This window comes from Achromobacter sp. 01N37 (genome assembly GCF_056399725.1).
The window spans coordinates 41,829-63,473 of sequence record NZ_JBFTRX010000023.1; the positions used below are offsets into that span (position 1 = coordinate 41,829).

General features: G+C 63.6%; 23 protein-coding genes and 1 pseudogene. 7 read left to right on the top strand and 17 right to left on the bottom strand.

The window, feature by feature from the left end:
* Positions 1–3: 3 nt before the first annotated feature.
* Positions 4–642: a 2OG-Fe(II) oxygenase gene (locus tag AC1DSJ_RS28880; RefSeq protein WP_441372664.1), complete on the bottom strand. Its 639-nt coding sequence runs from the start codon at positions 640–642 to the stop codon at positions 4–6.
* A 310-nt stretch (positions 643–952) separates the two neighbouring features.
* On the opposite strand from AC1DSJ_RS28880, the gene AC1DSJ_RS28885 reads away from it, so the two are divergent.
* On the top strand, positions 953–1,645 hold the full coding sequence (locus tag AC1DSJ_RS28885; RefSeq protein ID WP_346551198.1) for an HAD family hydrolase: 693 nt from the start codon (positions 953–955) through the stop codon (positions 1,643–1,645).
* Positions 1,646–1,764: 119 nt separating this feature from the next.
* Here AC1DSJ_RS28885 and AC1DSJ_RS28890 read toward each other — a convergent pair whose 3' ends face one another.
* Positions 1,765–2,547 carry an SDR family oxidoreductase gene (locus AC1DSJ_RS28890; protein WP_054422687.1) on the bottom strand — a complete coding sequence of 261 codons (783 nt, stop codon included), beginning with the start codon at positions 2,545–2,547 and terminating at the stop codon, positions 1,765–1,767.
* Between the two features lie 149 nt (positions 2,548–2,696).
* Here AC1DSJ_RS28890 and AC1DSJ_RS28895 point away from each other — a divergent pair, with 149 nt between their 5' ends.
* The gene (locus AC1DSJ_RS28895; protein WP_441372663.1) at positions 2,697–3,230 is read left to right on the top strand and encodes an MgtC/SapB family protein; all 534 of its coding nucleotides are present in this window, start codon (positions 2,697–2,699) and stop codon (positions 3,228–3,230) included.
* A 47-nt stretch (positions 3,231–3,277) separates the two neighbouring features.
* On the opposite strand, the gene AC1DSJ_RS28900 is transcribed toward AC1DSJ_RS28895, so the two are convergent.
* The 8 genes and pseudogenes from AC1DSJ_RS28900 to AC1DSJ_RS28935 all read right to left on the bottom strand — a co-directional run bounded on the left by AC1DSJ_RS28900 (position 3,278) and on the right by AC1DSJ_RS28935 (position 9,559).
* A complete protein-coding gene (locus tag AC1DSJ_RS28900; RefSeq protein ID WP_476760445.1) occupies positions 3,278–4,024 on the bottom strand; it encodes an SDR family oxidoreductase in 747 nt (248 codons plus the stop codon).
* Between the two features lie 183 nt (positions 4,025–4,207).
* On the bottom strand, positions 4,208–4,576 hold the full coding sequence (locus AC1DSJ_RS28905) for a cupin domain-containing protein (protein WP_441372662.1): 369 nt from the start codon (positions 4,574–4,576) through the stop codon (positions 4,208–4,210).
* A 182-nt stretch (positions 4,577–4,758) separates the two neighbouring features.
* Positions 4,759–4,914 (bottom strand): annotated as a pseudogene (locus AC1DSJ_RS28910) (AraC family ligand binding domain-containing protein); the annotation flags it as partial.
* 18 nt (positions 4,915–4,932) lie between these two features.
* Positions 4,933–5,319, bottom strand: a complete 387-nt coding sequence (locus tag AC1DSJ_RS28915; protein WP_054422682.1) for a VOC family protein — start codon at positions 5,317–5,319, stop codon at positions 4,933–4,935.
* Positions 5,320–5,379: 60 nt separating this feature from the next.
* Positions 5,380–6,381: a formylglycine-generating enzyme family protein gene (locus tag AC1DSJ_RS28920; protein ID WP_441372661.1), complete on the bottom strand. Its 1,002-nt coding sequence runs from the start codon at positions 6,379–6,381 to the stop codon at positions 5,380–5,382.
* Between the two features lie 91 nt (positions 6,382–6,472).
* Entirely contained in the window at positions 6,473–7,132 is a 660-nt protein-coding gene (gene alkB / locus AC1DSJ_RS28925) for a DNA oxidative demethylase AlkB (RefSeq protein WP_441372660.1), read from the bottom strand.
* A gap of 2 nt (positions 7,133–7,134) precedes the next feature.
* Positions 7,135–7,845: a 2OG-Fe(II) oxygenase gene (locus AC1DSJ_RS28930; protein WP_054422680.1), complete on the bottom strand. Its 711-nt coding sequence runs from the start codon at positions 7,843–7,845 to the stop codon at positions 7,135–7,137.
* 169 nt (positions 7,846–8,014) lie between these two features.
* Positions 8,015–9,559, bottom strand: coding sequence for a phospholipase D family protein (locus AC1DSJ_RS28935; protein WP_054422679.1), 1,545 nt, complete (start codon positions 9,557–9,559; stop codon positions 8,015–8,017).
* A gap of 73 nt (positions 9,560–9,632) precedes the next feature.
* Between AC1DSJ_RS28935 and AC1DSJ_RS28940 the strand changes: the two genes are divergently transcribed.
* Both AC1DSJ_RS28940 and AC1DSJ_RS28945 read left to right on the top strand, forming a co-directional pair.
* A complete protein-coding gene (locus tag AC1DSJ_RS28940; protein WP_054422678.1) occupies positions 9,633–10,202 on the top strand; it encodes a helix-turn-helix domain-containing protein in 570 nt (189 codons plus the stop codon).
* A 7-nt stretch (positions 10,203–10,209) separates the two neighbouring features.
* Entirely contained in the window at positions 10,210–10,782 is a 573-nt protein-coding gene (locus tag AC1DSJ_RS28945; RefSeq protein ID WP_441372659.1) for a GNAT family N-acetyltransferase, read from the top strand.
* On the opposite strand, the gene AC1DSJ_RS28950 is transcribed toward AC1DSJ_RS28945, so the two are convergent.
* The 6 genes from AC1DSJ_RS28950 to AC1DSJ_RS28975 all read right to left on the bottom strand — a co-directional run bounded on the left by AC1DSJ_RS28950 (position 10,763) and on the right by AC1DSJ_RS28975 (position 18,272).
* Positions 10,763–11,746, bottom strand: coding sequence for a DUF6708 domain-containing protein (locus tag AC1DSJ_RS28950; RefSeq protein WP_441372658.1), 984 nt, complete (start codon positions 11,744–11,746; stop codon positions 10,763–10,765). The two genes, AC1DSJ_RS28945 and AC1DSJ_RS28950, sit on opposite strands and share 20 nt — an antisense overlap.
* A complete protein-coding gene (locus AC1DSJ_RS28955) occupies positions 11,724–12,716 on the bottom strand; it encodes a DUF6708 domain-containing protein (RefSeq protein ID WP_441372657.1) in 993 nt (330 codons plus the stop codon). Before AC1DSJ_RS28955 ends, AC1DSJ_RS28950 begins: the two co-directional genes overlap by 23 nt.
* Positions 12,694–13,677, bottom strand: coding sequence for a hypothetical protein (locus AC1DSJ_RS28960; RefSeq protein WP_441372656.1), 984 nt, complete (start codon positions 13,675–13,677; stop codon positions 12,694–12,696). The genes AC1DSJ_RS28955 and AC1DSJ_RS28960 overlap by 23 nt, the downstream gene beginning before the upstream one ends.
* Positions 13,674–16,487, bottom strand: coding sequence for a toxin VasX (locus AC1DSJ_RS28965; protein WP_441372655.1), 2,814 nt, complete (start codon positions 16,485–16,487; stop codon positions 13,674–13,676). Before AC1DSJ_RS28965 ends, AC1DSJ_RS28960 begins: the two co-directional genes overlap by 4 nt.
* 328 nt (positions 16,488–16,815) lie before the next feature.
* On the bottom strand, positions 16,816–17,148 hold the full coding sequence (locus AC1DSJ_RS28970; RefSeq protein WP_054422673.1) for a hypothetical protein: 333 nt from the start codon (positions 17,146–17,148) through the stop codon (positions 16,816–16,818).
* Between the two features lie 227 nt (positions 17,149–17,375).
* A complete protein-coding gene (locus AC1DSJ_RS28975; protein WP_441372654.1) occupies positions 17,376–18,272 on the bottom strand; it encodes an alpha/beta fold hydrolase in 897 nt (298 codons plus the stop codon).
* 114 nt (positions 18,273–18,386) lie between these two features.
* Between AC1DSJ_RS28975 and AC1DSJ_RS28980 the strand changes: the two genes are divergently transcribed.
* From AC1DSJ_RS28980 to AC1DSJ_RS28990, 3 genes are all read left to right on the top strand, one after another.
* A complete protein-coding gene (locus AC1DSJ_RS28980; RefSeq protein ID WP_054422671.1) occupies positions 18,387–19,274 on the top strand; it encodes a LysR family transcriptional regulator in 888 nt (295 codons plus the stop codon).
* 231 nt (positions 19,275–19,505) lie between these two features.
* A complete protein-coding gene (locus AC1DSJ_RS28985) occupies positions 19,506–19,652 on the top strand; it encodes a hypothetical protein (RefSeq protein WP_175170094.1) in 147 nt (48 codons plus the stop codon).
* Positions 19,653–19,864: 212 nt separating this feature from the next.
* Positions 19,865–20,791 carry an SDR family NAD(P)-dependent oxidoreductase gene (locus AC1DSJ_RS28990; protein ID WP_441372653.1) on the top strand — a complete coding sequence of 309 codons (927 nt, stop codon included), beginning with the start codon at positions 19,865–19,867 and terminating at the stop codon, positions 20,789–20,791.
* A 46-nt stretch (positions 20,792–20,837) separates the two neighbouring features.
* Here AC1DSJ_RS28990 and AC1DSJ_RS28995 read toward each other — a convergent pair whose 3' ends face one another.
* On the bottom strand, positions 20,838–21,617 hold the full coding sequence (locus tag AC1DSJ_RS28995) for a sulfite exporter TauE/SafE family protein (protein WP_441372652.1): 780 nt from the start codon (positions 21,615–21,617) through the stop codon (positions 20,838–20,840).
* Positions 21,618–21,645: the final 28 nt, after the last annotated feature.

Genomic DNA, 21,645 nt, shown 5'->3' on the forward strand with positions numbered 1-21,645 from the left:
GCGCTAGCGTCCGTCGTGCAGCACCACTTCCAGGCCCACGCGCTCGCCCGATCGCACCCGGCTGATGGCTTGCCGGGCCGTGACGCGATACACGTTGTGCGCGCCCTGGACCGGGCGATGCGAGACGGCGATGACGGCCGCATCGCCTTGTTGCAGAGGCAGCACCATCGGACGCGATTGCATGCGGGGGCGCTGTTCGGTCATGACGAACTCGCCACCGGTGAAGTCCGCACCCGGGTCTGACAGCAGCGCGACCAGTTGCAGCGCAAAGATATGTTCACCGTCGGCGTGCTGCATCAGCGGCTGCCCGTCGCCGGGCTGATGACGATGCACCGCGGAAAGCGGGCGTGTCTGCCCGGCGGCGCGGTTGCCATCCAGCCAGGCGTTGAAGTCGTCGGGATAGACGACATCGCTTTGCAGTGCAGTCGCCCAAGCGCGGGCTAGGGTAAGCAGGCGCGGGTACAGGTCGCGGCGCAGCGCCTCAAGGGCGTGCGTGGTGGCAGCTTCACAAGACGGTTGCGACAGCTGTTGCGCGGCCGCTTGCGCAAAGAACCCCGGCAGCAGCGCCCAGCCTTCGGCGTCCAGGTCGCGCGCGACACGGTTCCAGTCGTAATGATCCAGCGGGGTGTGTTCTTGGGGCATGGGGCATGGGGCATGGATAGGGATAGGGGGCGTCATGCAATGGGCATGGGCAATAGCAATAGCAATATCAATATCAATAGCCATAGCCATAGCCATAGCCATAGCGATAGCGATAGCGATAGCTTATGCGCTGGCCTCGGGGCGCGTCACTCCGAAGCTTGCGCCGCTTCACCGCTTTACGCTTTACCCCTTTTCGCTTTAACCCTTCACGCTTTACCGCTTTACCGCTTTACCGCTTTGCCAGTTTCCAGCTGCCGGCGATCCATGCAGTATGCTTATCCGCTTCACGAACCCCCTCCATGCCCCCGCAATGACTGATTTTCCCTTTGACGCCGTGCTTTTCGACTGCGACGGCGTGCTGGTTGATTCCGAACCTATCACCAGCGATGTGCTGACCCAGATGCTGAATGAACTGGGCTGGAACATTACGCATGACGAGACGATGCGTATCTTCACGGGGAAAGCCGTGCGCGATGAACTGCCGCGCATCGAAGCCGAAACCGGCGCCAAGCTGGGGCCCGAATGGTTCGACGAATTCCGCCAGCGCCGCAACGCCGCGCTGGACCGCGACTTGCTGGAAATTCCCGGTGCGCCGGACGCCGTGCGCGCCTTGCACCAGACGTTGGGCGGGCGCATCGCGGTGGCCTCGGGTGCCGACCGCCGCAAGGTGGAACTGCAACTGGCCAAGGTTGGCATCGCGGAATGTTTTGATGGACGCGTCTTCAGCGGCCACGAAATGCCGCGAAGCAAGCCGTTTCCTGACGTGTACCTGGCCGCCGCCCAAGCGCTGGGCGTGGACCCTGCGCGTTGCGCCATCGTGGAAGACACCGTCACGGGTGCAACGGCCGGCGTGGCGGCAGGCGCCACCGTGTTCGGCTACAGCCCCGACGCCAACGGCCACAGCGGCGCCGAAGCGCTGCGCAGCGTGGGCGTGGCGCAGGTGTTCACCGATATGAAGCAGCTGCCGGCGTTGCTGGCCGGCTGGCAAGCGGCGGCACGCTAGTTCGTCGATTCGCCCGTCGCTGGCCGGCACGCGTGAGGCGTGGCGCACTGGGCGCCATGCACTACGGCGCCATGCACTACGCGCCATGCTCCACGCGCCTGACCTGGTGCCTGACCTGTTTAGCGCGCGTGGTTCGCGTACTGCTCGCCACCATCCAGATCAATCACCGTGCCGCTTAAATAGCCGGCACGGGGCGATGCGCCGAACACAATCATGTCGGCCACTTCTTCGGGTTCCATCAAGCGGCTGAACGGCAGGTCGGACAAGGTTTCCTGCCAGCGCGATTCGTCGCCCCAACGGGCGTGCGCGCGCTGGCGCGCCAAGGTCAGCACGCGGTCGGTGCGGGTGCGCGACGGGTTTACGCCAAAGACGCGCACCCCGTGGCGCGGCGCTTCACCGCCCAACGCGCGGGTGAAAGCGATGAGCGACGCATTGGCCGCCGCCCCGCAGATGTAGTCGGCACGCGGCGCCGCGCCCGCCATGCCGATGATGTTGGCGATGACGCCGGCCCCGGCGTCCCGCATGTGGGGGTAGTAGTGCCGCGCCAGGCTGATGTAGCCGTGCACCTTCAGCTCCCATCCCGCACGCCAGCGTTCGTCTTGCACCTGATCCAGCGCGCCGCCCGGCACCGCGCCCGCGTTGTTCACCAGGATGTCGATAGGGCCGGTTTCCTTCGCCAGCTTTTCGGCCGCGCCCGGCACGGCCAGGTCCATCGTGACGGCGCGCGTGTCGCGGCCGCTCTGTTCGCGAATCGACGCCGTGGCCTGATGCAGCGCAGCGTCATCGCGCGCCACCAGGATCGGGTCCGCGCCTTCGCGCGCGAAGGCGATGGCGCAGGCCAAGCCAATGCCCTTGGATGCGCCCGTGATGAGCACGCGTTTTCCGGCCAGCTGCAAGTCCATGAAAACCTCCTGTTGATTCACGCCCGCACGCGCGGCGCACTCGATGGTTGTAAACCAGATGCGACTTTCCTGTCAGCCTGAAAGCGTCATGGCGTTGCGCCTGGGCTGCCTGCTATGCTGCTTTTCACTTGTGCCCCGAGGAAGCGGCGATGACGGAAATCTGGCTGGAAATCTGGTCCACCGTGCGTAGCGAGTTTGCGGATATTCCTGACGTGGGCGAAGCCACGCGCATCGTGCTGCGCTTGGGTATGGCGGTGATATTGGGCGGCTTGCTGGGGTACGAGCGCGAACGCAGCGGCAAGGCCGCGGGCTTGCGCACGCACATGCTGGTGGCGTTGGGCGCCGCCATCTTCGTGTTGGTGCCGTTGCAAGGCGGCATGCAGGTGGGCGACATCAGCCGCGTGCTGCAAGGGGTGATCGCCGGCATCGGCTTTTTGGGCGCGGGCGCCATCATCAAGCTCAGCAACGAGCGCGAGATCCATGGCCTGACCACATCGGCCAGCATCTGGATGACGGCGGCCATTGGCGTCGCGGCGGGCATGGGCCGCGAGGCCACGGCGCTGGTCAGCACCTTGATGGCGTTATTTGTGCTGGCGGTGTTGCGCCGCGTTGAAGCGCGCATTTCCGCCAAACAGGAAAAAACCGTGATCGCGTCTGATGGCAAACCCGTGCGCAATGGTTGACAGGCGTCGCGCCCGACGGCAAGCCGGTGCGCAACGCTTGAACGGCCTTAGCTGCCGCCGGACACGTCGATGAACGAACCGCTGGTGTAGCCCGCTTCGTCAGAGAACAGCCACATTACCGCGCCCGCCACTTCGTCCACCGAACCGCCCCGGCGCAGCGGGATCACGCTTTTCAGCCGATCGACCCGGCCGGGTTCGCCGCCGCTGGCATGCATGTCGGTGTAGATCGTGCCGGGGCGTACGCCGTTCACCCGGATGCCTTCTGGCGCCACTTCCTTGGACAGCCCGATCGTCAGCGTGTCCAGCGCGCCTTTCGATGCGGCGTAATCCACGTATTCATTCGGTGAACCCAGACGCGCCGCGGCGGATGACACGTTGACGATGGCGCCGCCTTGGCCACCATTGCGCGTCGACATCCGGCGCACGGCTTCGCGCGCGCACAGGAATGCGCCGATCACGTTCGTGGACAGCACGCGCATCAGCCGGTCGGCATCCATCTGCTCCAGCCGCATCTGCGTTTCAAGAATGCCGGCGTTATTGACCAGTGCATCCAGCGGGCCCAGCCGCTCGTCCAGCGTGTGGAACATGTGGACCACCTGATCTTCCTGCGACACGTCGGCCTGAATGGCCAGGGCGTTGCCGCCTTCGCGCYGAATCTCGGCCACCACCGCATCGGCAGCATCGGAGTGGGTGCGGTAGTTGACGCCCACGGCGTAGCCGCGGCGGGCGGCAAGTTTGGCGACGGCAGCACCGATGCCCCGGCTGCCGCCGGTGACAAGCATGACTTTGGACATGATTTTCTCCTGCGTGTCTGTCACGGTAGCAGAACGGGCAACGCCTATGGTCAACGTCTGGGCCAGGCTCACGGCCACCGTCACGCCCAACGTCAGATCCAGACGTCAAACCCAGACGTCAGATCCAGACATCAGGTCCAGACATCAGATCCAGACATCAGATCCAGACGTCAGACCCAGACGTCAGACCCAGACGTCATTCGGGGCGCTGCGCTCGCCGCCCTGATCGCCGGTATTGACGACGCCACAGGGTTCGACCAGCATCAGATGCGCTTCCTCGACGGCGCAGGGCTTGTGCTCCACGCCTTTGGGGATGACGGCCATTTCGCCGGGGCCTAGATCGATATGGCCGTCGCGCAAGTCGATGCGCAGCCGGCCGCTGATGACAATGAACGTCTCGTCGGTATCCGCATGGCTGTGCCAGACGAATTCCCCCTGGACCTTGACGACCTTGAACTGGTAGTCGTTCATCTGCGCGATGACCTTGGGGCGCCACTGCTCAGAAAACAGCGACAGTTTGCCGGCGATGTTGATGGCGGGAATGGGGGACATGGGCGCACCTGCTGAAGTGGAAGATGCCTCAGCATAGGGCGCGGCCTGGCGCGCCGTCTTGTACGTTCTTGCAGGTTTTCGCGCGAACCCCGCCTGCGCTACGCGTGCAGCATGCGCCGCCAGCGGTCGGGCGTCATGCCGTAGGTTTGTACGTGGCGGTGCGTCAGATGGCTCTGGTCGGTGAAGCTTTGCACGCCCGACAGCGTGCGCCCGATGGCGTACGTGTCGTGGCGGTGCATGTCGTAACCATGGCCGCCGAAGTAGGCTTCGATGCGTTCCACGTGGCCACAAGGCGCGGCGCGGAGTATCCAGTCCTGTTTCGGTGTGGCGGCTGCCATGGCGGACGTGCGAAGGGCTTACTTCTTCACCTGCACCAGTACGAATTCGTTTCCGTACAGGTCGATGAAGTGGGCGTAAACCGTGGTGTCGTCATGGACGGGCTCTTTGGTGAAGCGCACGCCGCGGGCGGCGAAGTTGCTGTGGTCGCGGACCACGTCGTCGGTGTAGAACACGCCCACCGGCTGGCCACCGGTCTGGTCGCCGACGCGGTCGCGTTGCGCCTGGGTCAGCGCTTGCAACAGCCAGACGCCCACCGCGGGTTGTTCCGGCAGGCGCAGGTGCACATACCGTTGCTGGCCCACGGGCATATCAACGAACACCTCCATGCCCAGCTTGTCTTGATAGAAGGAAATGGCGGTGTCGTAGTCGTTCACGAGAAGGACGAGACGGCCCAGCGAATGCATGTCAGGACTCTCTTTGAGGTTAAGCGTGCGGCTATGCTAACCCGTCGGGCGGGCTTTCCCTTAATCGGCCTCGCGCAATAGCCGCAGGCCGACCAGCGGGTAACGGGTTTCCTGGGTATTCCAATTGCGGTAGGACGAGCGCGTGTACAGCGCCCAGGTATGCCAGGAGCCGCCGCGCCGCACCCGCACATTGCCGCTGTCCGGACCTTTCGGGTCATCGGTGGGCGAGTGCGCGTAGTAGTCTTCGCCGTACCAGTCCGACACCCATTCCCAGGCGTTGCCATGCATGTCGTACAGGCCGAAGGCGTTGGGCGCATAGCTGGCCACGGGCGCCGTGAACGTATAGCCGTCGTGGCGGGGCGAGGCAAAAGCGTGCCATTTTGGCCACAGCGGTTCGGCGTCGGCGTCAAAGCCGTTGCCGGCGTCGGGCATGTTCAAGGGGTCATCGCCGTTCTGATACCGCGTGCGGGTGCCGGCGCGGCAGGCGTATTCCCATTCGGCTTCGGTGGGCAGGCGGTAGACGTGCCCCTCTTTCTGGGTCAGCCAGCGGGCCAGCGCGGTGGCGTCGTTCCAGCTGATGTTGACGACAGGGTGGTCATCCGTTTGCGCAAAGCCGGGGTTCTTCCAGGAATAGCGCCGGTCGCGCCCTTCGAAGGCGTCGCCGCGTTCGGATTTGTCGGGGTCGTAGGCGGCGTTGTAGCCGTAGCCGCCCGTGCCGTCGGCCTCGGACTCCGGCACATATCCCGACGCTTCGATAAAGCGGCGGAACTGTCCCACGGTGACTTCGGTGCGCTCCAGATAAAACGGGCGGGTGATCCGCACGGTGTGCACGGGCGCTTCGTCAAACAGCTGGGTGAACCGGTCTTTGGGATATTGCGGGTAGTCGCGGGCCAGGGTCTCGGCCGATTCGTCGCTGCCCATCTGAAAAGTGCCGGCCGGCACATGGATGAAGCGCATGCCCAGCGAATTTTCGATCAGAGCGGGGGGCTCGGCGGCCCAGGCCGGGGCCGATAACAGCAGACAGGCAAGCAACAGACGGGGGCGGGGGCGCAGGAAAGGCATGGGAATGTCGTGAGCGCGCGGGCGCTGGGCCAAAGGTGCGCCATAGTATTGCCGCCGCGCGGACGCTGCCAGACGCGGGGAACCCTGATAGTCAGCCCGCTTTGCGCAGCGTGAAGTTGATGCGCTGGCTGCCCAGCTTGGGGTGCGGCAGGTCTTTCATGGGCATGACGCCGTGATAGCGCAGCCGGTCCACCCCGCCCCAGACCACCACATCGCCATGAAACAGCGGCACGCGCCGGGTCTTGTCCGACCGCTCGTTGCCGCCAAACAAAAACACCGCCGGCATGCCCAGCGACACCGACACGATGGGCGCATCGTAGTCGCGTTCGTTCTTGTCCTGATGCAACGACAGCCGCGACCTCGGCTCGTACCGGTTCACCAGGCAGGCATCCGGCGCAAAGCCCGGAAAACCGGCCTCGGCTGCCGCCGCCTGAGCCAACCGCAGAAAAGCGTCGGGCAGATCGGGCCAGGGGTGACCGGTCATAGGATCGATGCGCGAGTACCGATAGCCGCGCGCATCCGTCGTCCAGCCCAGCTGTCCGCAATTGGTCAGCGCGACCGACATCGTGTAGCCGCCCGGGGTGTCCATATGCCGGAAGGGAGATTGCGCGGTCACGTCGTCCACGCCTTGCATCAGCGCGTCTGCATAGGGCAACGCAAAGCTGCGCAGCACGAAGGATTGCGGGCCGATCGCTTCGCGCCCGTGCTGCGCGGTGTCGTCGTCGCCAAACAGATCAAGCGTTGGAGCCATGGCTATTGAGCGTCGTGAAAGATCAGGCCCAGCGTGTGGCGCCGCCCGGTGCGCAGGGTGCTGACCCCGTGCCGCATGGCGGTCTTGCGCCAACCGCGTGTGCCCGGCACCGGCCGTTGGTTCACGGTGAAGATCAGCGCGTCGCCCTGTTGCAGCGGCAGGACCTCGGCGCGCTGTTCGCGGCTGCTGGTTTCGGTCATGACAAATTCGCCGCCCGTGAAGTCCTGCCCCGGGCGCGACAGCAGAATGGCGACTTGCAACGGAAACACGTGTTCGCCATACAAATCCTGATGCAGGCAGTTGTAGTCACCGGGGCCGTATTGCAGGATCAGGGGCGTGGGCCGCCGTTGTCCGGCGCTGTGGCAGCGTTGCAGGAACGCAGCGTGATCGTCGGGATACTGCACGGCGATGCCCATCTGCCGGTTCCAGCGGTTGGCAATCGGCGCCAGCCGCGGATACAGCGCCGTGCGCAAGTGTTGCAGCAGGGGCGGCAGCGGATAGGAAAAATACTTGTATTCCCCGCGCCCGAACCCGTGGCGCGCCATCACGATACGGCTGCGGTAGCGGTCCGCCGCTGAATAGCCGCCGGCCAGTTCGCTGCATTGCGCAGGCGTCAGCAGCGCGGGCGCAATGGCATTGCCGTGCGCATCCAGCGAGTGGGTGATCGCGGTCCAGTCCAGGTCAGGCAAGGGGGCGGCGGGCAGGGCGGTCATGGGGGGGGCGCTGAGGGTTTGCTGAGGTTTCGCGAGCCGCTTAGCTGCGCCAGGCGACGGCTAGTTGCGGCAGGTCGCGGCAAGTTGTGGCAGGTCGTGGCAAGTTGCGGCAGAAGCGTTCAGTCTACGCCCGCGCTGCTCGCGCCGAACTCCGCTTGTTGCGACGGCTTCACAGCAGCGGCTCCAGCGGCAGCAGCGACACGAACCAGACGGAAAACCGTTTCCACATCGTCGTGCCCGGTTCGGTGTCATGGCGAATGGTCTTGCCGTCGCGTTGTTCGAGCCAGTAGAGATCGCCTTTGTCGTCCAGGCAGACGCGGTACGCCACGTTCGGGATGTCCTGCTTGAACGCCTGAGCGATGTGACCGGCCAGCGTGGGGCTGTCAATCACGAATCCCAGCTCTGTGTTCAGCGTGGCCGAACGCGGGTCAAAGTTGAACGACCCCACAAAAATGCGCTCTCCGTCCACGGCGAAGGTCTTGGCGTGCAGGCTGGAGCCCGAGCTGCCGAACGGACCCATGCTTTTGTTGCGCTCCACACCCCCCGCCTTGCGCTTCATTTCAAACAGCTCGATGCCGCTTGCCAGTAAATCCTTGCGGCGCTTGGCGTAACCGGAATGCACCACGGCCACGTCGGTCGCCTCTAGCGCATTGGTCAGCACCTGCACCTTGACGCCGCTTTGCGCCAGCTTCGCGAAAGCCTCCGTGCCGGTCGCCGTCGGCACAAAATAGGGCGACACCAGTTCCAGGTCGGTCTTGGGCGCGCCGATGATTTCATGCAGCTGATGCGGCAGCATGGCCTCGGGCGGCGCGGTGCCGAGCGTTTTGCGCGGGTCGTCGCTGACCATGCGGGTGGTCGCCCATTCCAGGCTGAGATCGCCTTGCATCAGTTGCCGGATGAAGGGCAACTGCCGCATGGCTTCAGCGTAGGCGGCGGCTTCGGGCGAGCGCTCGACCTTGCTGGCCTGCTGCTCCAACGCCTGTAGCGCACCGGGTTCCGCCGGCTTCAACAAAAGATCCACCGGGTAGGCGGAATCGCTGGCCCAGTAGCGGTCGAAATCCATCGACACGTCATTGACCGCCGCGCCGATGGCCAGCACGTCCAGGTCGGTGAACAGCACATTGGTGGTCGCCCCGAAATACTCGTCGCCGATATTGCGGCCGCCGATGATGGTGGCCTGATTGTCGGCGGTGAAGGACTTGTTGTGCATGCGCCGGTTCAGCCTGCTGAAATCCGTGACGTATCCCAGCGGCTTCGGCCAGCGCAGCACGAAGGGGTTGTACAGCCGCACCTCGATATTGGCGTGCTCGTTCAGCGCGGACAGCACCGGGTCCAGCCCGGCGGTGCCGTTGTCATCCAGCAGCAGGCGCACGCGCACGCCACGGTCAGCGGCTTCGTGCAGCGCTTCCAGCAGCATGGTGCCGGTCATGTCGTTGTGCCAGATGTAGTACTGCACATCCAGGCTGCGCTCGGCGGCGCGCGCCAGCATCATGCGCGCGGCGAAAGCGTCATAGGCGTTGGGCAGCGGGTGGATGCCCGACTTGCCGGGATGCGCCGCCGCCACAGGAGCGATGCCGCGGCCCAGCGGCGTATCCGCGGATTGTTCGGGCGTCAGCGCGGCAGATTCGCTGCGCTTGTCCAGCGGGGGCAGGCTGCACCCGCTTAAAAACGAAAGGCAGAGGGCGGTCATGAGGAGGGGTTTGGCCAGAAGCATGCCGTATTGTGCCGAAATTTTCCGCCCCGCCTGGTGCTTGACAGGTTTTCGTATTTGAGAGAAATTCCCGGATATGGAAAATACGAATCTCGACACTGATCTGGACCGCCGCATCGCCCAGCGCCTGAAAGCCCTGCGCCAAGAGCGTGGCTGGTCGCTGGACGAACTTGCGGGCGTGGCGGGCGTCAGCCGCGCCACCTTGTCACGGCTGGAGAACGCCGAGGTCAGCCCCACCGCCGCCGTGCTCGGCAAGCTGTGCGCCGCGCACGGCCTGACCATGTCGCGCCTGATGATGATGGTCGAAGACGACTTCGCGCCTCTGGTGCCCGAACACGCGCAAGCCGTGTGGGTCGACGACAGCGCAGGCTTTCGCCGCCGCTCGGTGTCGCCGCCCGCCCAGCAACTGGCGGGCGAAGTCCTGGCCTGCGAACTGGCCCCCGGCGCGCGCATTGCTTACGAACAATCCCCCCGTCCGGGTCTTGAGCACCATCTGCTGATGCTTGAGGGCGAACTGCGCATCACCGTCGATGGCCAAACGCATGACCTGGCCCCCGGCGACTGCCTGCGCTACCAGCTCTTTGGCGCCAGCTTGTTTGTCACCCCGCCGCAACGCGGCGCCCGTTATCTGCTCTTCATCGTCTGAACCCGCCATGAGCCTAGACCACGCCAATACTGAAGTGACCCGGATCGCAGTCAGCCCGATTGAGGTGACTCTGCTGTCAGCCCAGGCCGCCCGGACCTGCCTGAATGAACTGGGCGATGTGCTGCACGCCTGCGTGCACGGCGGCGCCAGCGTCAGCTTCGTCCTGCCGTATTCGCCTGAAGACGCCGAAGCCTTCTGGCGCAACAAAGTCCTGCCCGCCGTGGAAGGCGGCAAGCTCTTGCTGTGGGTTGCCCGCCAGAACGGCCGCATCGCGGGGGCCGTGCAACTGGACATCGACACGCCGCCCAACCAACCGCATCGCGCCGAGATCCGCAAACTGCTCGTCCACCCTGACTTTCGCCGCCAGGGCATCGCGCGCGACCTGATGCGCGCAGCCGAAGCGCAGGCGGTCCAGCTTGGCCGCAGCCTGATCACCTTGGACACCCGCACGGGCGACAGTGCAGAACCCTTGTACGCGTCGCTGGGCTATGTGGCGGTAGGCCAGATCCCCGGCTTCAGCCGCGACCCGCATGACGCGGGCAAGCTGGATGCGACAACGATCATGTACAAGCGCGTGTGACCGGGGCAAGGGGATCGGCAAAGCCACAGAGCTCGTCGATCTCTTTGGGGAAGGACGTGTAGGGCACGTTGTATTCGATGAACTCGGCGAGGCTGTCGGGGAAAACGATGCAAATCAGTGCGAGGATTTTCGCGGGGATCAACAGCGGCGCCCATCGCTTGCCCTTTGGCGTGGCAAGGTCACGGCGGAACTTGTCGGCCCAATTGCGGTAGAAACGCAGGAAGGTTTTCTTGCGGGACAGGCGCGGCGGGATGGGGGGCGGTTTTGGCAGGCTGCTTTGGCCGTGCTCCATGAAGGTTTGGAGGTAATCCCAGAGCTGTCTGGCAGAGTCGCCATCGTCACGCCAGCCCAGGTTGCCGCATGACACGCAGATTTCTTTTGGAGGAGATCGGGTCCAGTCGGTCGCGATCAGGTAGAGGGGGTAGCGGCTGGTGTAGCCCGCTGCGCTGATGATGGGGATGTATCCGGCCAGGGCTTGGAGTGCGTCCCAGTCGAGCGTCAGCAGGCGTTCGTCGCGTGGAGTGACGAAGTAGAGTTTGCGGGTGCCACGATGGATGCGGATGAAACCGCCGCGGAATTTGCTGAATAGGCGGCGTGTACACAGGTATAGCAACGCGGAAAGAGCAACCGCGATGAACGAAAGGCCGATAGGGATGATGGCGAGCCGCCAGGATAGCGGTTCAGAAACAATACTGAGTCCAACGATGGATAGGCTAGACATCATCACGATGGTTCTGCCTATGCCGCTGGCATAGACATTCCGAACCGAATTTCCGAATGGCTCCAATTCCACGCAGTGCTCATTCATCCTGCGCACGCCGAGCTCGCCGCTGATGAGATAGGGGTCGGTTGGAATTTGACACTTTTCTACTCGGCCACGATGAAATTTTTTTGCGCCGATCAACAGAGTCCGAGGAAGCCGTTCTACCGTGGGAGCGTGGTCATGAATCAACGCGTTCACCATTCAGCCGCATGATCGGAACGCGCTTTTCCACGAAGCCACAGAGTTCGTCGATCTCTTTGGGGAACGAGGTGTATGGCACGCCGTAGTCAATGAACTCCCCGACGCTATCGGGAAACACGATGAAGATCAGCGCGAGGATCTTGGCGGGAATGACCACCATCGCCCATCGCTTTCCTTTTGGGGTGGCGAGGTCACGGCGGTACTTTGCCGCCCAGTCGCGATAGAAGCGCAGAAAGGTCTGTTTTCGGGATAGGCGGCGGGGAATAGGAGGCGGCTTGGGCAACGCGTCGGGCCCGTGCTCCATGTAGATCCGCAGGCAATCCCATAGCTGCTGGGCGGAGTCTCCATCGTCGCGCCAGCCAAGGTTGCCGCATGACACGCAGACTTCCGTGGGGGGTGTTTGAGTCCAGTCAACGGCGATCAGATAAAGAGGATATTGGCTGCTATATCCTGCTGCGCTGAACGTGGGTACGTAGCCGGCCAGAGCTTGAATTTGGTCCCATTCAAGCGTCAGCAAGCGCTCGTCTTGAGGCGAGACAAAGTAAAGCCTGCGTGTGCCGCGGTGGATGCGAATGAAACCGCCACGGAATTTTCCCCAAGAGTGGCGAGTGATAACGTAAGGAATACTGCCGAATGCCGCCGCAATCAAGGGATTCAGAAACAGCAGCAACACCACCGAAGGCGTGACTGACGGCGGGGCGAGGATCGCAAGGAGCGTCGAGATTATCGTGCCCAATACCAACATCGCACCGATGCCGCCGGCGAACGCATTGCGCATCAGATTGCCAAAGGGTTCCAGCTCTATGGCATGTTCGTTGATACGCCGTATCGCGAACATGCCTTCGCTTTCCGCATCAATGGGTTTTGGACGGCGAACGTCACGATACGCTAGCCCCTTAGCACCGATCAGCAGCGACCGAGGAAGTCGTTCCACAATTTGAGTGTGATCATGAATCAATGCGTTCACCATTCAGCCGCATGATCGGAACACGCCTTTCCTCGAAGCCACAGAGTTCGTCGATCTCTTTTGGGAACGACGTGTAAGGCACGTCGTATTCAATGAACTCCGCGATGCTGTCGGGGAACACCATGCAGATCAGCCAGAGGATTTTGGCGGGGGCCCACAACGGCGCCCAGCGCTTGCCTTTAGGCGTGGAGAGGTCGCGGCGGAATTTGCTCGCCCAATCTCGATAGCCGCGCAGGAAAGTCTGTTTGCGCGATAGCCGGGGAGGAAGAGGCGAAGGCTTTGGCAATGCGGCGGGGCCGTGTTCCATGAATATTTGCAAGCAATCCCACAGTTGCTTGGCGGAAATACCATCGTCACGCCAGCCGAGGTTGCCGCAGGAAACACAGATTTCCTTTGGTGGGGTTTGGTCCCAGTCGATGGCGATCAGGTAAAGGGGATAGCGGCTGGTGTATCCCGCAGCGCCAACAATGGGGATGTACCCCGCCAGTGCGTGAATCTGATCCCATTCGAGCGTCAGCAGACGATCATCGCGCGGGGTGACGAAGTAAAGCTTGCGGGTGCCGCGATGGAGCCGGATGAATCCGCCCCGGTATTGGCCGAAGAGCCTGCGTGTGCAGAGATACATGACGCCACCGAAAGCAGCCATGGCCAAGGGCGCGGTTAACAGTAGAAGCCAGAGCTCAATGCCAAGCGGGGCGGGCGTAATAGACCAAAGAAACGCTGCCGCTGCCGTACCCATGACAAAAAACACGCCAATGCTGCTTGCGTAAACGTTCCGTATCAGGTTGCCGTAGGGTTCCAGCTCTATGCACTGGTCATTGACCCGACGTATTCCGAGAATCTCGGAAAGTGGCGTTCCGCCTGTCGGCGCATCGTCAGCCTTAAGGTGACGACGAACAAATCTCTTGGCGCCAAACAGAAGACTGGGGGGGAGCCGATCAACGATGTCGTTTTCCTGGCTCATTTTGGTGCCCTGACGGGAGCGAGCTTGGCGGGGTCGATGGAGTCAAAGAGAAAGCTCGATGATGTGAACACCAGCGGTTCTGGTGCGCCAGGTTGTTCCAGGCCAATTGTCGGCAGTTCTATTGGATCGGGCCGGTAGAGATACTCCAGTTTGACCTTGGCATCCTCGTGCATGCCGATACGCCATCCGCGCTCAGCGCCCTTGTCATCGGTCAATGGGCCGATAACGTACTGCGTATGGAGATCCACGCAAGCTCCGGGCGTGCAGAAAGCGATGGTGTCATCCACGCGTTCCAAGCCCTTGCCGTAAAGCGTGACGTGGAGTTTGGATTGAAAGTCGTCATGCCCGGCCATTTCGGGCAGTGTGCAGCGCAGACGCAAGGTGCCAGCAATTCCGCGCAGGGCCTGCCATTGCGGAGTGATGCGAGGGCTAAAGTGCAAGCTGTGCCAGGCATCCAGTTCTTGCGCCAATGTGAAGCGCGGCGTGACGACACCCCAGGCAGAGTGCTTGAGCCAGATCTCGATTGGGCCGTGCTGGGCGTCATCCGCTTGAAGGGTGAAGATGATGACGGCGCCCACCGCGATGAGGGCAATGACTGCCCAGCCGGCGGGGGTTAGTCCAAGAACCGCCGCGGTTTTACCTGCTCCTATCGTAGCGATGGTCGCAGTTCCTCCAGCTCCAGTGGCGAGAGCTAGCGCTCCTCCAGACATCGCGGCATAAAGATACATGCGCGCTTGTTCCGGATTGGCGCCGCTACTGGAGTTGGCTGCACGTGCGAGATCCGCGAAGGCGAGCAGACCGGCGGCCGCGCTTCCTGCCAAGACTGTTCCCCATTTGATGCCCTGAATCCTGATTGCTTTCGCCAACGAGGTGTCGTGCCTCCTGGTAGCAACGCTCGACAGGACGAGAGAGGTTGCTTCGATGGATGCGCCGGCAAGCGCAAAGCCTGCTCCGGAAACAGTAGCGAGAGAAGATACCGTCCAATCTTTCTCCAACCCCACCACCGCATTTCTCATCCCCCAAATCGCCAACGCCCCTCCCACCCCCGTCGACACAGCCCCAGCCGCCGCCCGCATCCGCTTCAAATTCCGCATCAGCGGATTCCCTTCCAAATCCATCGCCTTCGCTTTATCGACGACTGTCGTCGTCCCCACCGTTTCCCATTCCCAAATCTCAACGTTCTCCATCAGCACGCTGGCCGCCGTGCCCGTTGACCCCTTAATCGTCGTCGGCATAAACGCCCCGGGCCAACGCACTGCCACTTCCTTCCCCATCGCCACATACCCTTGCAACGCCACGCTGTACGCCAGGTACTGTTGCGACGTCACCAAGCGGCGTCCCACTGTGATGCCAAAACGTATTTCGCCGATATGCCGCAATCGCCTGACCTGGACCTCGGCGATCTCCGCGTGTGCTTTGGCCAGAAATGGCCATAGCAACTGAGTCAGCAGGTTGGTGACCAACGTGCCAGGCCGCTCTTCCAGAATGCGATCCACCGCATCAAACACGCCCTTACCGATAGTGAGCGGTTCCGCCAGCCGCATCATCAGCGGTTTGTCGCCGGCGCCCAGCGCACGCCACAACGGGCTGATATCCGGCGCAGCCTCAATATGCTTCGCCAATTCCGCCAGCCCCTCGTCCGAATGCACCGCCGCCCCAAAGCAATGAAGCACGGTTGTTTCAAAGCTGCGGGCGTTTCGCGCGCAGCGCTGGTCGAAGAGGCTAAACGCCTGCCCCAGCAATCCCGCCGCGTTGACGCGTTGCAGCCAGGCGACGACGTCTGCGCAGGCGCGGGTGATGTCCGTCTGAAAGGCCTCCACGCGGGCTTGGTACGCGGGAATGAAATCGCGGGCGCCTGGCAAGTTCACCAACGCCCGTTGCCGGGCCAGCGCCGTCAAGGCGGGAGGCGTGGTGCTGTTGGCTTCGGCTTGTTTGAAGTACGCGTCGATCAGGCCGGCGCTGTTTAACCGATGCTTGCTTTGCGCTTGATAGTCGTCGCGCTTTTTGACTTCGGTGGCGCACAGGTAGTTGAGCTCGCTTGCGATGCCCACGGGGTCTTGCAGCACCACCGCCAGCGGCACGATGTCTTTGCGGGCGCGTAGCGCAGCGTACATCTGGCTGATGACGTCACTGACATCCGGGTAATGCTGCGCGGGCGTGATCTCGCTCCAGGCGTAATACATCGGCACGCGGCTCAGCGTGGGCCGGATCAGTTCGGGCGTGGATACCGTCAAGCGCGCCGCGTGAAACACGTGGGGCTGGTCCGGGCCGCCGGTGGGCGTGACGACGGTAGCCAGGGCGTCGCGCAGGCCGTCCGTGTTCTTTTCTATTTGCCAAAGGGTGTCGTGCGTCAGGACGGTGTCGCTGATCAGCAGATAGACGGGGCCGTTGATGGCGGCGGGCGGGGCCAAGAGGTAAGGCGCTGCGCCCGTGACGTCTGGCCGCGATTGTGAACCCGGGGTCGAGTGTTCGTAGTCTGCGTCGCCCCACCAAATGGGCGCGAAGCGGATGTCTTCAGTGACTTGATAGTGCCGGTTCCACATCTGCCCGTGGTCGAAGTACAGCAGATAGACATAGGTGCCGGGGCGCAGCACGCGCAGGCCATAGGCCTTGCCGCCTTGCAGGACGGGATAGCCCGGGGTCTTCAACATGGTGTGAAGATCGCTGCGGTACGGGGCATCGGCGATGCCGTAGCGCAGCGGGTAAATCGGCACGCCCGCCTCGCACGGTGGCGGCGAAATGGCCTTGCCCACCTGCTTGGCGCTGGGATGCGGGGTCTGCAAGGCAGTGGGGCAGGCGCGGGTGGTCATGACGGGCTCCGTTCTTGACGTCACGGCTTGAAAGGCCGGATAGCAGGCCGAAAGGGCGGCCATAGGCTGCTATGCAAGAACGGTGCCAGGTTAAGGAATAAAAAAATAATCCTTGTAAATCAATTGGTTGGGGAAAATAAAAAAGATCGCCAAGCGACACTCGTGCGCCAAGCGCTAAAAAACAGGGGTTTTTCACGGGAAATCGGGCCAGATTTGACTCGATTTTTCTAAGTCATTGATTAACCACAATAAAAAACGGGCCAGATTTGACCCGATCGAGTCAAATCTGGCCCGCTCTCCCTGCGCTGTGTGGGCAGGGGGGCGAAATTCAAGCCAGCGGCTTGATGCCCACGCTGTACGGAGGCGCGTTGCCGCGCGCGGCTGCCTTGATCTTCAGCATCGAGCCGCCCGGGGTGAATTCGAAGTCCTGAAGCGGCACTTCAAACCACTGGTGGAAGCTGGTGCGGGAAAATTCGGGTACCCAGACCTTGGCGCGCTTGGCGTCGCAATGGAATTCGACCAGCGTGCGGTCGATGCCCAGCGGGCGGGTGTTGCCGATGCGGTAGCTGACGCGCAGTTCGGCGCTTTCGGTCGAGCCGGGGCGCCAGGTCAGGCCGATGGATTCCATGAATTGTTCAATCGCCTGAATACCGCGATACATAGCTGACTCCGAATGCTGGCGGGCGCCACGCGCCCACGAAAAGCCGCCGCATGGGGCGGCGGGAAACAGACGGATTATCCGCCATTCCGGGCGGGGCTGCCCAGCGGGCGGCGTGTGGGACGGCGCGGGGGCGTTGTGGGGGGACGGTGTAGGGCCTTGTTTGGCGGCGTTGGGGGGGCGGTGCAGAGCCTGTCTGGCGGCGTTCGCTCCCCGCGTGCAACACGGCTTCACGCATCCGTTTTTGCGCAGAACTTGAGGATCGCGTCGGCCACCGCTTGCGGCGCTTCCCGCTGTGGAAAGTGGCCCACGCGGTCCAGCACGCGGCGTTCGTAGCCGCCGCTGAAAAAGCCTTCCTTGCCTTCCGATGTGGCGGGTTGGTTGCAGGCGTCGGCGCCGCCGTGCAGCACCAGTGTGGGCACTGTCAGCACGGGGGCGGGCGTCAGCAAAGCGTTGTCGGCGTCGTAGGCGGAATCACCCGGTGCGTGGCCCCAGCGATGGCGGTAGGAGTGCAACACCACGTCGGCCCAATCAGGGTTGTCGAAGGCGCGGGCGGCCTCGTCGAATTCCGCAGGCGTGTACCAGGGGCCGGGCGACCAGGTGTCCCACATCATGCGGGTGAAGGCGCGGCGGTCGTTGCGCACGGTGGCCGCGCCACGTGGCGTGGCCATGTACCAGTGATACCAGTAGTTGCGGGCCTGCGTCAGCGACAGGGGCTGGTTGGGGTCGTTCGTGCCGTATCCCACCGACAGCAGTACCAACTGCGCGGCCACGCCCGGACGCAAGCCGCAGGCGTTGGCTGTGGCGCGCGCACCCCAGTCGTGGCCGACCAGCGTGGGGTGTTGGAGGCCCATTGCATCAATGAAGTCCAGCAGGTCGCGGCCCAGCGCCGCCAGTTCGCCGCTGCGTGGCGTTTCGGCATGACGAAAGCGGGTCGGCCCAAACCCGCGCAACGCAGGGCACAGCACGCGGTAGCCCTCGGCCGACAGGCGCTCGGCCACGGGAATCCAGCCTTCAGGGCTGTCCGGCCAACCATGCACCAATACTGCGGTGCGGGACCCGGCGGGGTTCCATTCCAGGTAAGCGATATCCAGCAGGGGGGTCTGGACGTGGGCGTAGGCGGCCATGATGCGGTTCCTTCTTTCGGTGACGGTGCTGTCACGATAGCGTCGGAGCTTGTCATGATTCTTGATGAATAAGCGCCTATTATCAACAAATCATGAACAGAGGGAAGTGGGACGATGGATACCCCGAACGAGCCGACCGGCGCCGTGCTGGACCTGACGCTACTGCGCACGTTTCTGGAAGTGGTGGACTGCGGCGGCTTTGCGCTGGCCGCCGACGCGCTGTCGTTGACGCCGTCTGCCGTCAGCGGCCACATCAAGCGGCTGGAAGTGCTGGCGGGCGCGACGCTGCTTGAGCGCACCACGCGCAGCTTTGAAGTGACGCCCGCGGGCGAGACGCTGTATGCCTACGCCCGCAACATCGTCGATCTGGAACGCGAGGCGCGCGCCCGCTTGAGCGGCACGCGATTGAAGGGCCGATTGCGCGTCGGCTCATCCGAGGACTTTGCGGGGGCGTGGCTGGCCGAGGTGCTGTCGGCCTTTCATCGCGGGCATCCGGAAGCGTCCATTGAATTGAAGGTGGGCGTGACGGCGGACCTGCTGCGCCAGCAGGCGCGCGGCAAACTCGACGTGGTGTTTGGCAAGCAATGCGAGCGCGTGCAGGACGACGGCGAACTGCTTTGGGAAGAGGAATTGGTGTGGGCTTGGGGTGCGGACAAGGTCTGGACGCCCGGGCGCCCCGTGCCGTTGGCGGTGTTTCCCGAACCCTGCGTGTATCGCGAAGCGGCCATCACCGCGCTGGGTAAAGCCCAGCAGGAATGGTCGCCCGCCTTCGAAAGCGGCAGCATGGCGGGCTGCCTTGCGGCGGCGCTGGCCGGTTTCGCGGTGGCGCCTGTTGCACGCAGCCAGTTGCGCGAAGGGCTGCGCCCCTTGTCGCTTGACGACGGGATGCCTGAATTGCCGATGACGCGCTTCTACGCGTTCCTGCGATCCGCACAACCCGCCGTGCAGGCGCTGGTGGCAGCGGTCAGGCAGACGGGCCAGCGGCGGCGCTTCGGGCGGTGATGCCGGCAGTGACTCGGACAGTGACCTGGGCAGTGAATCCGGCAGAGACTCGGGCGGAAATTCAGGCAGAGTTGCGGCGCTGGCGCCACCATCGCCCGCCCAATGCTATCGACCCCATTGAGTAAAGCAAATGGACGCCAGGCGTCATGGCCCGCACCATGGCGTTCATGTCCTCTATAAGACCTGCGCCGATTACGCGGGTCAGCTGGACGCTTTATTCAAGGAATCAACATGGCAAATTTCATCCTCGCATTGGTCAACGCTGAACTCTCGCTGTTTGGTGTGCAGACAGACAATGAACCCGTCGTAGCAGCGTCTGCCGTTGCCGGCAACGCACCGAGCTTTGACAGCGAACACTATCGCAGCGCCTTGGGTTGATGCGGTTGGCCTGACGCGCCAAGCCTCGCAAAACATCATCGGAGAAATAGGCAGGTTTCACGCAAGAACGAGCCTGTACGCATCGCCGCGCGATTCTTAATATCCCTACCAGGCTCAGAGCCGATGCCGTCGAGATGAAAGCATCGGTTCCCGCCGCGCCGCCCAAGCATCTTGCCGGCGGTGGCAAGCAGCAAGCAAGGGAAGGGAATCGCATGAAATCCGAAAAAATCTGGTTGGTGACGGGCGCGTCGGCAGGCTTGGGCCTGGTCTTGGTGAAGCTGTTGCTGGACTTGGGGCACAAGGTGGCGGCGACGTCCCGGGATGGCGATGCCTTGCTGGATGCCGTGGGCGCCAAACTTGAAGGCCAGTTTTTGCCGCTGACGGTGGACTTGGCGGACGAACGCAATGTGCGCCGCGCGGTGGACGCTACCGTCGCCGCGTTCGGCGGTGTAGACGTCGTGGTCAACCACGCCAGCGTGGCACCGCAAGGCGCGTTAAGCCAACTGCCCGACGCCGACGTGCGTGCCGCGTTCGACATCAATGTCTTTGGCATGCTCAACGTGATCCGCGCCGTGCTGCCGCGCATGCAGGCGCAAGGCGGCGGGCACGTGTTCAACCTGTCGTCGATTCTGGGTTTTGAAGGCGGCCATGCGGAGTGGGGCGCCTACAGCGCCAGCAAGTTCGCGGTGGCAGGCTTGACCGAAGCGCTGGCGGCGGAAGCGGCGCCGATGGGCGTGCGCGTGTCGTTGGTGTACCCGGGCGCGATGCAGCCCGACTCAAGATCCGATCGCCGCTTCGGCAGCGCCGCGGTGTCGACCGCCGCGGTTTCGACGGCCGCGGTTTCGACCGCCGCGGTTTCGACCGCCGCGGTGACGACCGCCACAGCGCCCAACTTCATCGCGCCAGAACAAGCCACGCGCGATCCGCAACGGCGTGAGTCGGGCGCCGACCCGGTCAAGGCCGCGCAAGCGTTGATCCAGGCGGCCGAGGCGCAGTACGCGCCGCTGCATTTGTTCCTGGGACGCGACGCGTTTGATCAAGCGCGCGGCAAGATTCATTCGGTGCAACAAGAGCTTGCGCGCTGGCGCGAGATGTCGGTGTCCATCGGCTTTGTCGACGAACGCCGGCTGGCTGCGTAACGTCAACCGGATAGCGATTCACAGCGCGGGCCGCGATGGCCGGCGCTTACCCCGGCCATCCTTGCACCACCTGGTATGCGCCCAACAGCGCCAGGCTGATCATGAAGCACAGCTTGAAGGTGCGCGCCGATAACTTGTCGCGCAGCGCCTGCCCCAGCGCCATGCCGGCCAACGCGGGCAGCAACATCAACACCGACGCGCCTGCCGCGGCCGGGCTGTAGCCGCCGTTCAGCCACAGGCCCGCAGCCAGCGCCACGGTGGATACCGTGAACGAAATTCCGATCGCCTGAATCAAGCCGTTCTTGCCCAAGTTCAATGCCTGTAAATAGGGCACGGCGGGAATCACGAAGACGCCGGTCGCGGCCGTGATGACACCGGTGATCGCGCCCACCACCGCGCCCAGCACGCCTTCGTGCCGGGCGGGAACCGCGGGCGGCGTGCCGAACACCCCCCACGCCGCATACGCCACCAGCGCCAGCCCCAAACACACGCTGGCCCAATGGCCGCTGGGCGCGCCCAGCCACAGCGCGCCCGCAATCGTCCCGATGCAGACGCCCACCTGCATCGTGCCAATGCGGCGCAAGGTCTGAAGCAGCGTGGGCCACGGCCGCGCTTGCCACAAGTTCGTGATCAGTGACGGCACGATGAGCAGCGCGGCGGCCTGCGCGGGCGCCATCACCAGCGCCAGCATGGCCATGGATATGGTGGGCAGACCCAAGCCCACCACGCCCTTGACCAGACCGGCCAGCACGAACACCGCCACGGTGATGGCCAGCAGTTCCGGCGTACCGTCGGGCAGCACGTTGAACGAATTCAATGCGTTCATGATGCGCGCTCGCATCGATTTCTGATCG

Coding starts and splice junctions, on each gene's coding strand:
- AC1DSJ_RS28945 (WP_441372659.1), top strand. CDS start 10,210: ATGAGCCTAGACCACGCCAATACTGAAGTGACCCGGATCGCAGTCAGC.
- AC1DSJ_RS28970 (WP_054422673.1), bottom strand. CDS start 17,148: ATGTATCGCGGTATTCAGGCGATTGAACAATTCATGGAATCCATCGGC.
- AC1DSJ_RS28895 (WP_441372663.1), top strand. CDS start 2,697: ATGACGGAAATCTGGCTGGAAATCTGGTCCACCGTGCGTAGCGAGTTT.
- AC1DSJ_RS28950 (WP_441372658.1), bottom strand. CDS start 11,746: ATGGTGAACGCGTTGATTCATGACCACGCTCCCACGGTAGAACGGCTT.
- AC1DSJ_RS28930 (WP_054422680.1), bottom strand. CDS start 7,845: ATGACCGCCCTGCCCGCCGCCCCCTTGCCTGACCTGGACTGGACCGCG.
- AC1DSJ_RS28885 (WP_346551198.1), top strand. CDS start 953: ATGACTGATTTTCCCTTTGACGCCGTGCTTTTCGACTGCGACGGCGTG.
- AC1DSJ_RS28985 (WP_175170094.1), top strand. CDS start 19,506: ATGGCAAATTTCATCCTCGCATTGGTCAACGCTGAACTCTCGCTGTTT.
- AC1DSJ_RS28890 (WP_054422687.1), bottom strand. CDS start 2,547: ATGGACTTGCAGCTGGCCGGAAAACGCGTGCTCATCACGGGCGCATCC.
- AC1DSJ_RS28975 (WP_441372654.1), bottom strand. CDS start 18,272: ATGGCCGCCTACGCCCACGTCCAGACCCCCCTGCTGGATATCGCTTAC.
- AC1DSJ_RS28940 (WP_054422678.1), top strand. CDS start 9,633: ATGGAAAATACGAATCTCGACACTGATCTGGACCGCCGCATCGCCCAG.
- AC1DSJ_RS28990 (WP_441372653.1), top strand. CDS start 19,865: ATGAAATCCGAAAAAATCTGGTTGGTGACGGGCGCGTCGGCAGGCTTG.
- AC1DSJ_RS28915 (WP_054422682.1), bottom strand. CDS start 5,319: ATGCATTCGCTGGGCCGTCTCGTCCTTCTCGTGAACGACTACGACACC.
- AC1DSJ_RS28980 (WP_054422671.1), top strand. CDS start 18,387: ATGGATACCCCGAACGAGCCGACCGGCGCCGTGCTGGACCTGACGCTA.
- AC1DSJ_RS28995 (WP_441372652.1), bottom strand. CDS start 21,617: ATGAACGCATTGAATTCGTTCAACGTGCTGCCCGACGGTACGCCGGAA.
- AC1DSJ_RS28935 (WP_054422679.1), bottom strand. CDS start 9,559: ATGCTTCTGGCCAAACCCCTCCTCATGACCGCCCTCTGCCTTTCGTTT.
- alkB (WP_441372660.1), bottom strand. CDS start 7,132: ATGGCTCCAACGCTTGATCTGTTTGGCGACGACGACACCGCGCAGCAC.
- AC1DSJ_RS28955 (WP_441372657.1), bottom strand. CDS start 12,716: ATGGTGAACGCATTGATTCATGATCACACTCAAATTGTGGAACGACTT.
- AC1DSJ_RS28965 (WP_441372655.1), bottom strand. CDS start 16,487: ATGACCACCCGCGCCTGCCCCACTGCCTTGCAGACCCCGCATCCCAGC.
- AC1DSJ_RS28920 (WP_441372661.1), bottom strand. CDS start 6,381: ATGCCTTTCCTGCGCCCCCGCCCCCGTCTGTTGCTTGCCTGTCTGCTG.
- AC1DSJ_RS28905 (WP_441372662.1), bottom strand. CDS start 4,576: ATGTCCCCCATTCCCGCCATCAACATCGCCGGCAAACTGTCGCTGTTT.
- AC1DSJ_RS28960 (WP_441372656.1), bottom strand. CDS start 13,677: ATGAGCCAGGAAAACGACATCGTTGATCGGCTCCCCCCCAGTCTTCTG.
- AC1DSJ_RS28880 (WP_441372664.1), bottom strand. CDS start 642: ATGCCCCAAGAACACACCCCGCTGGATCATTACGACTGGAACCGTGTC.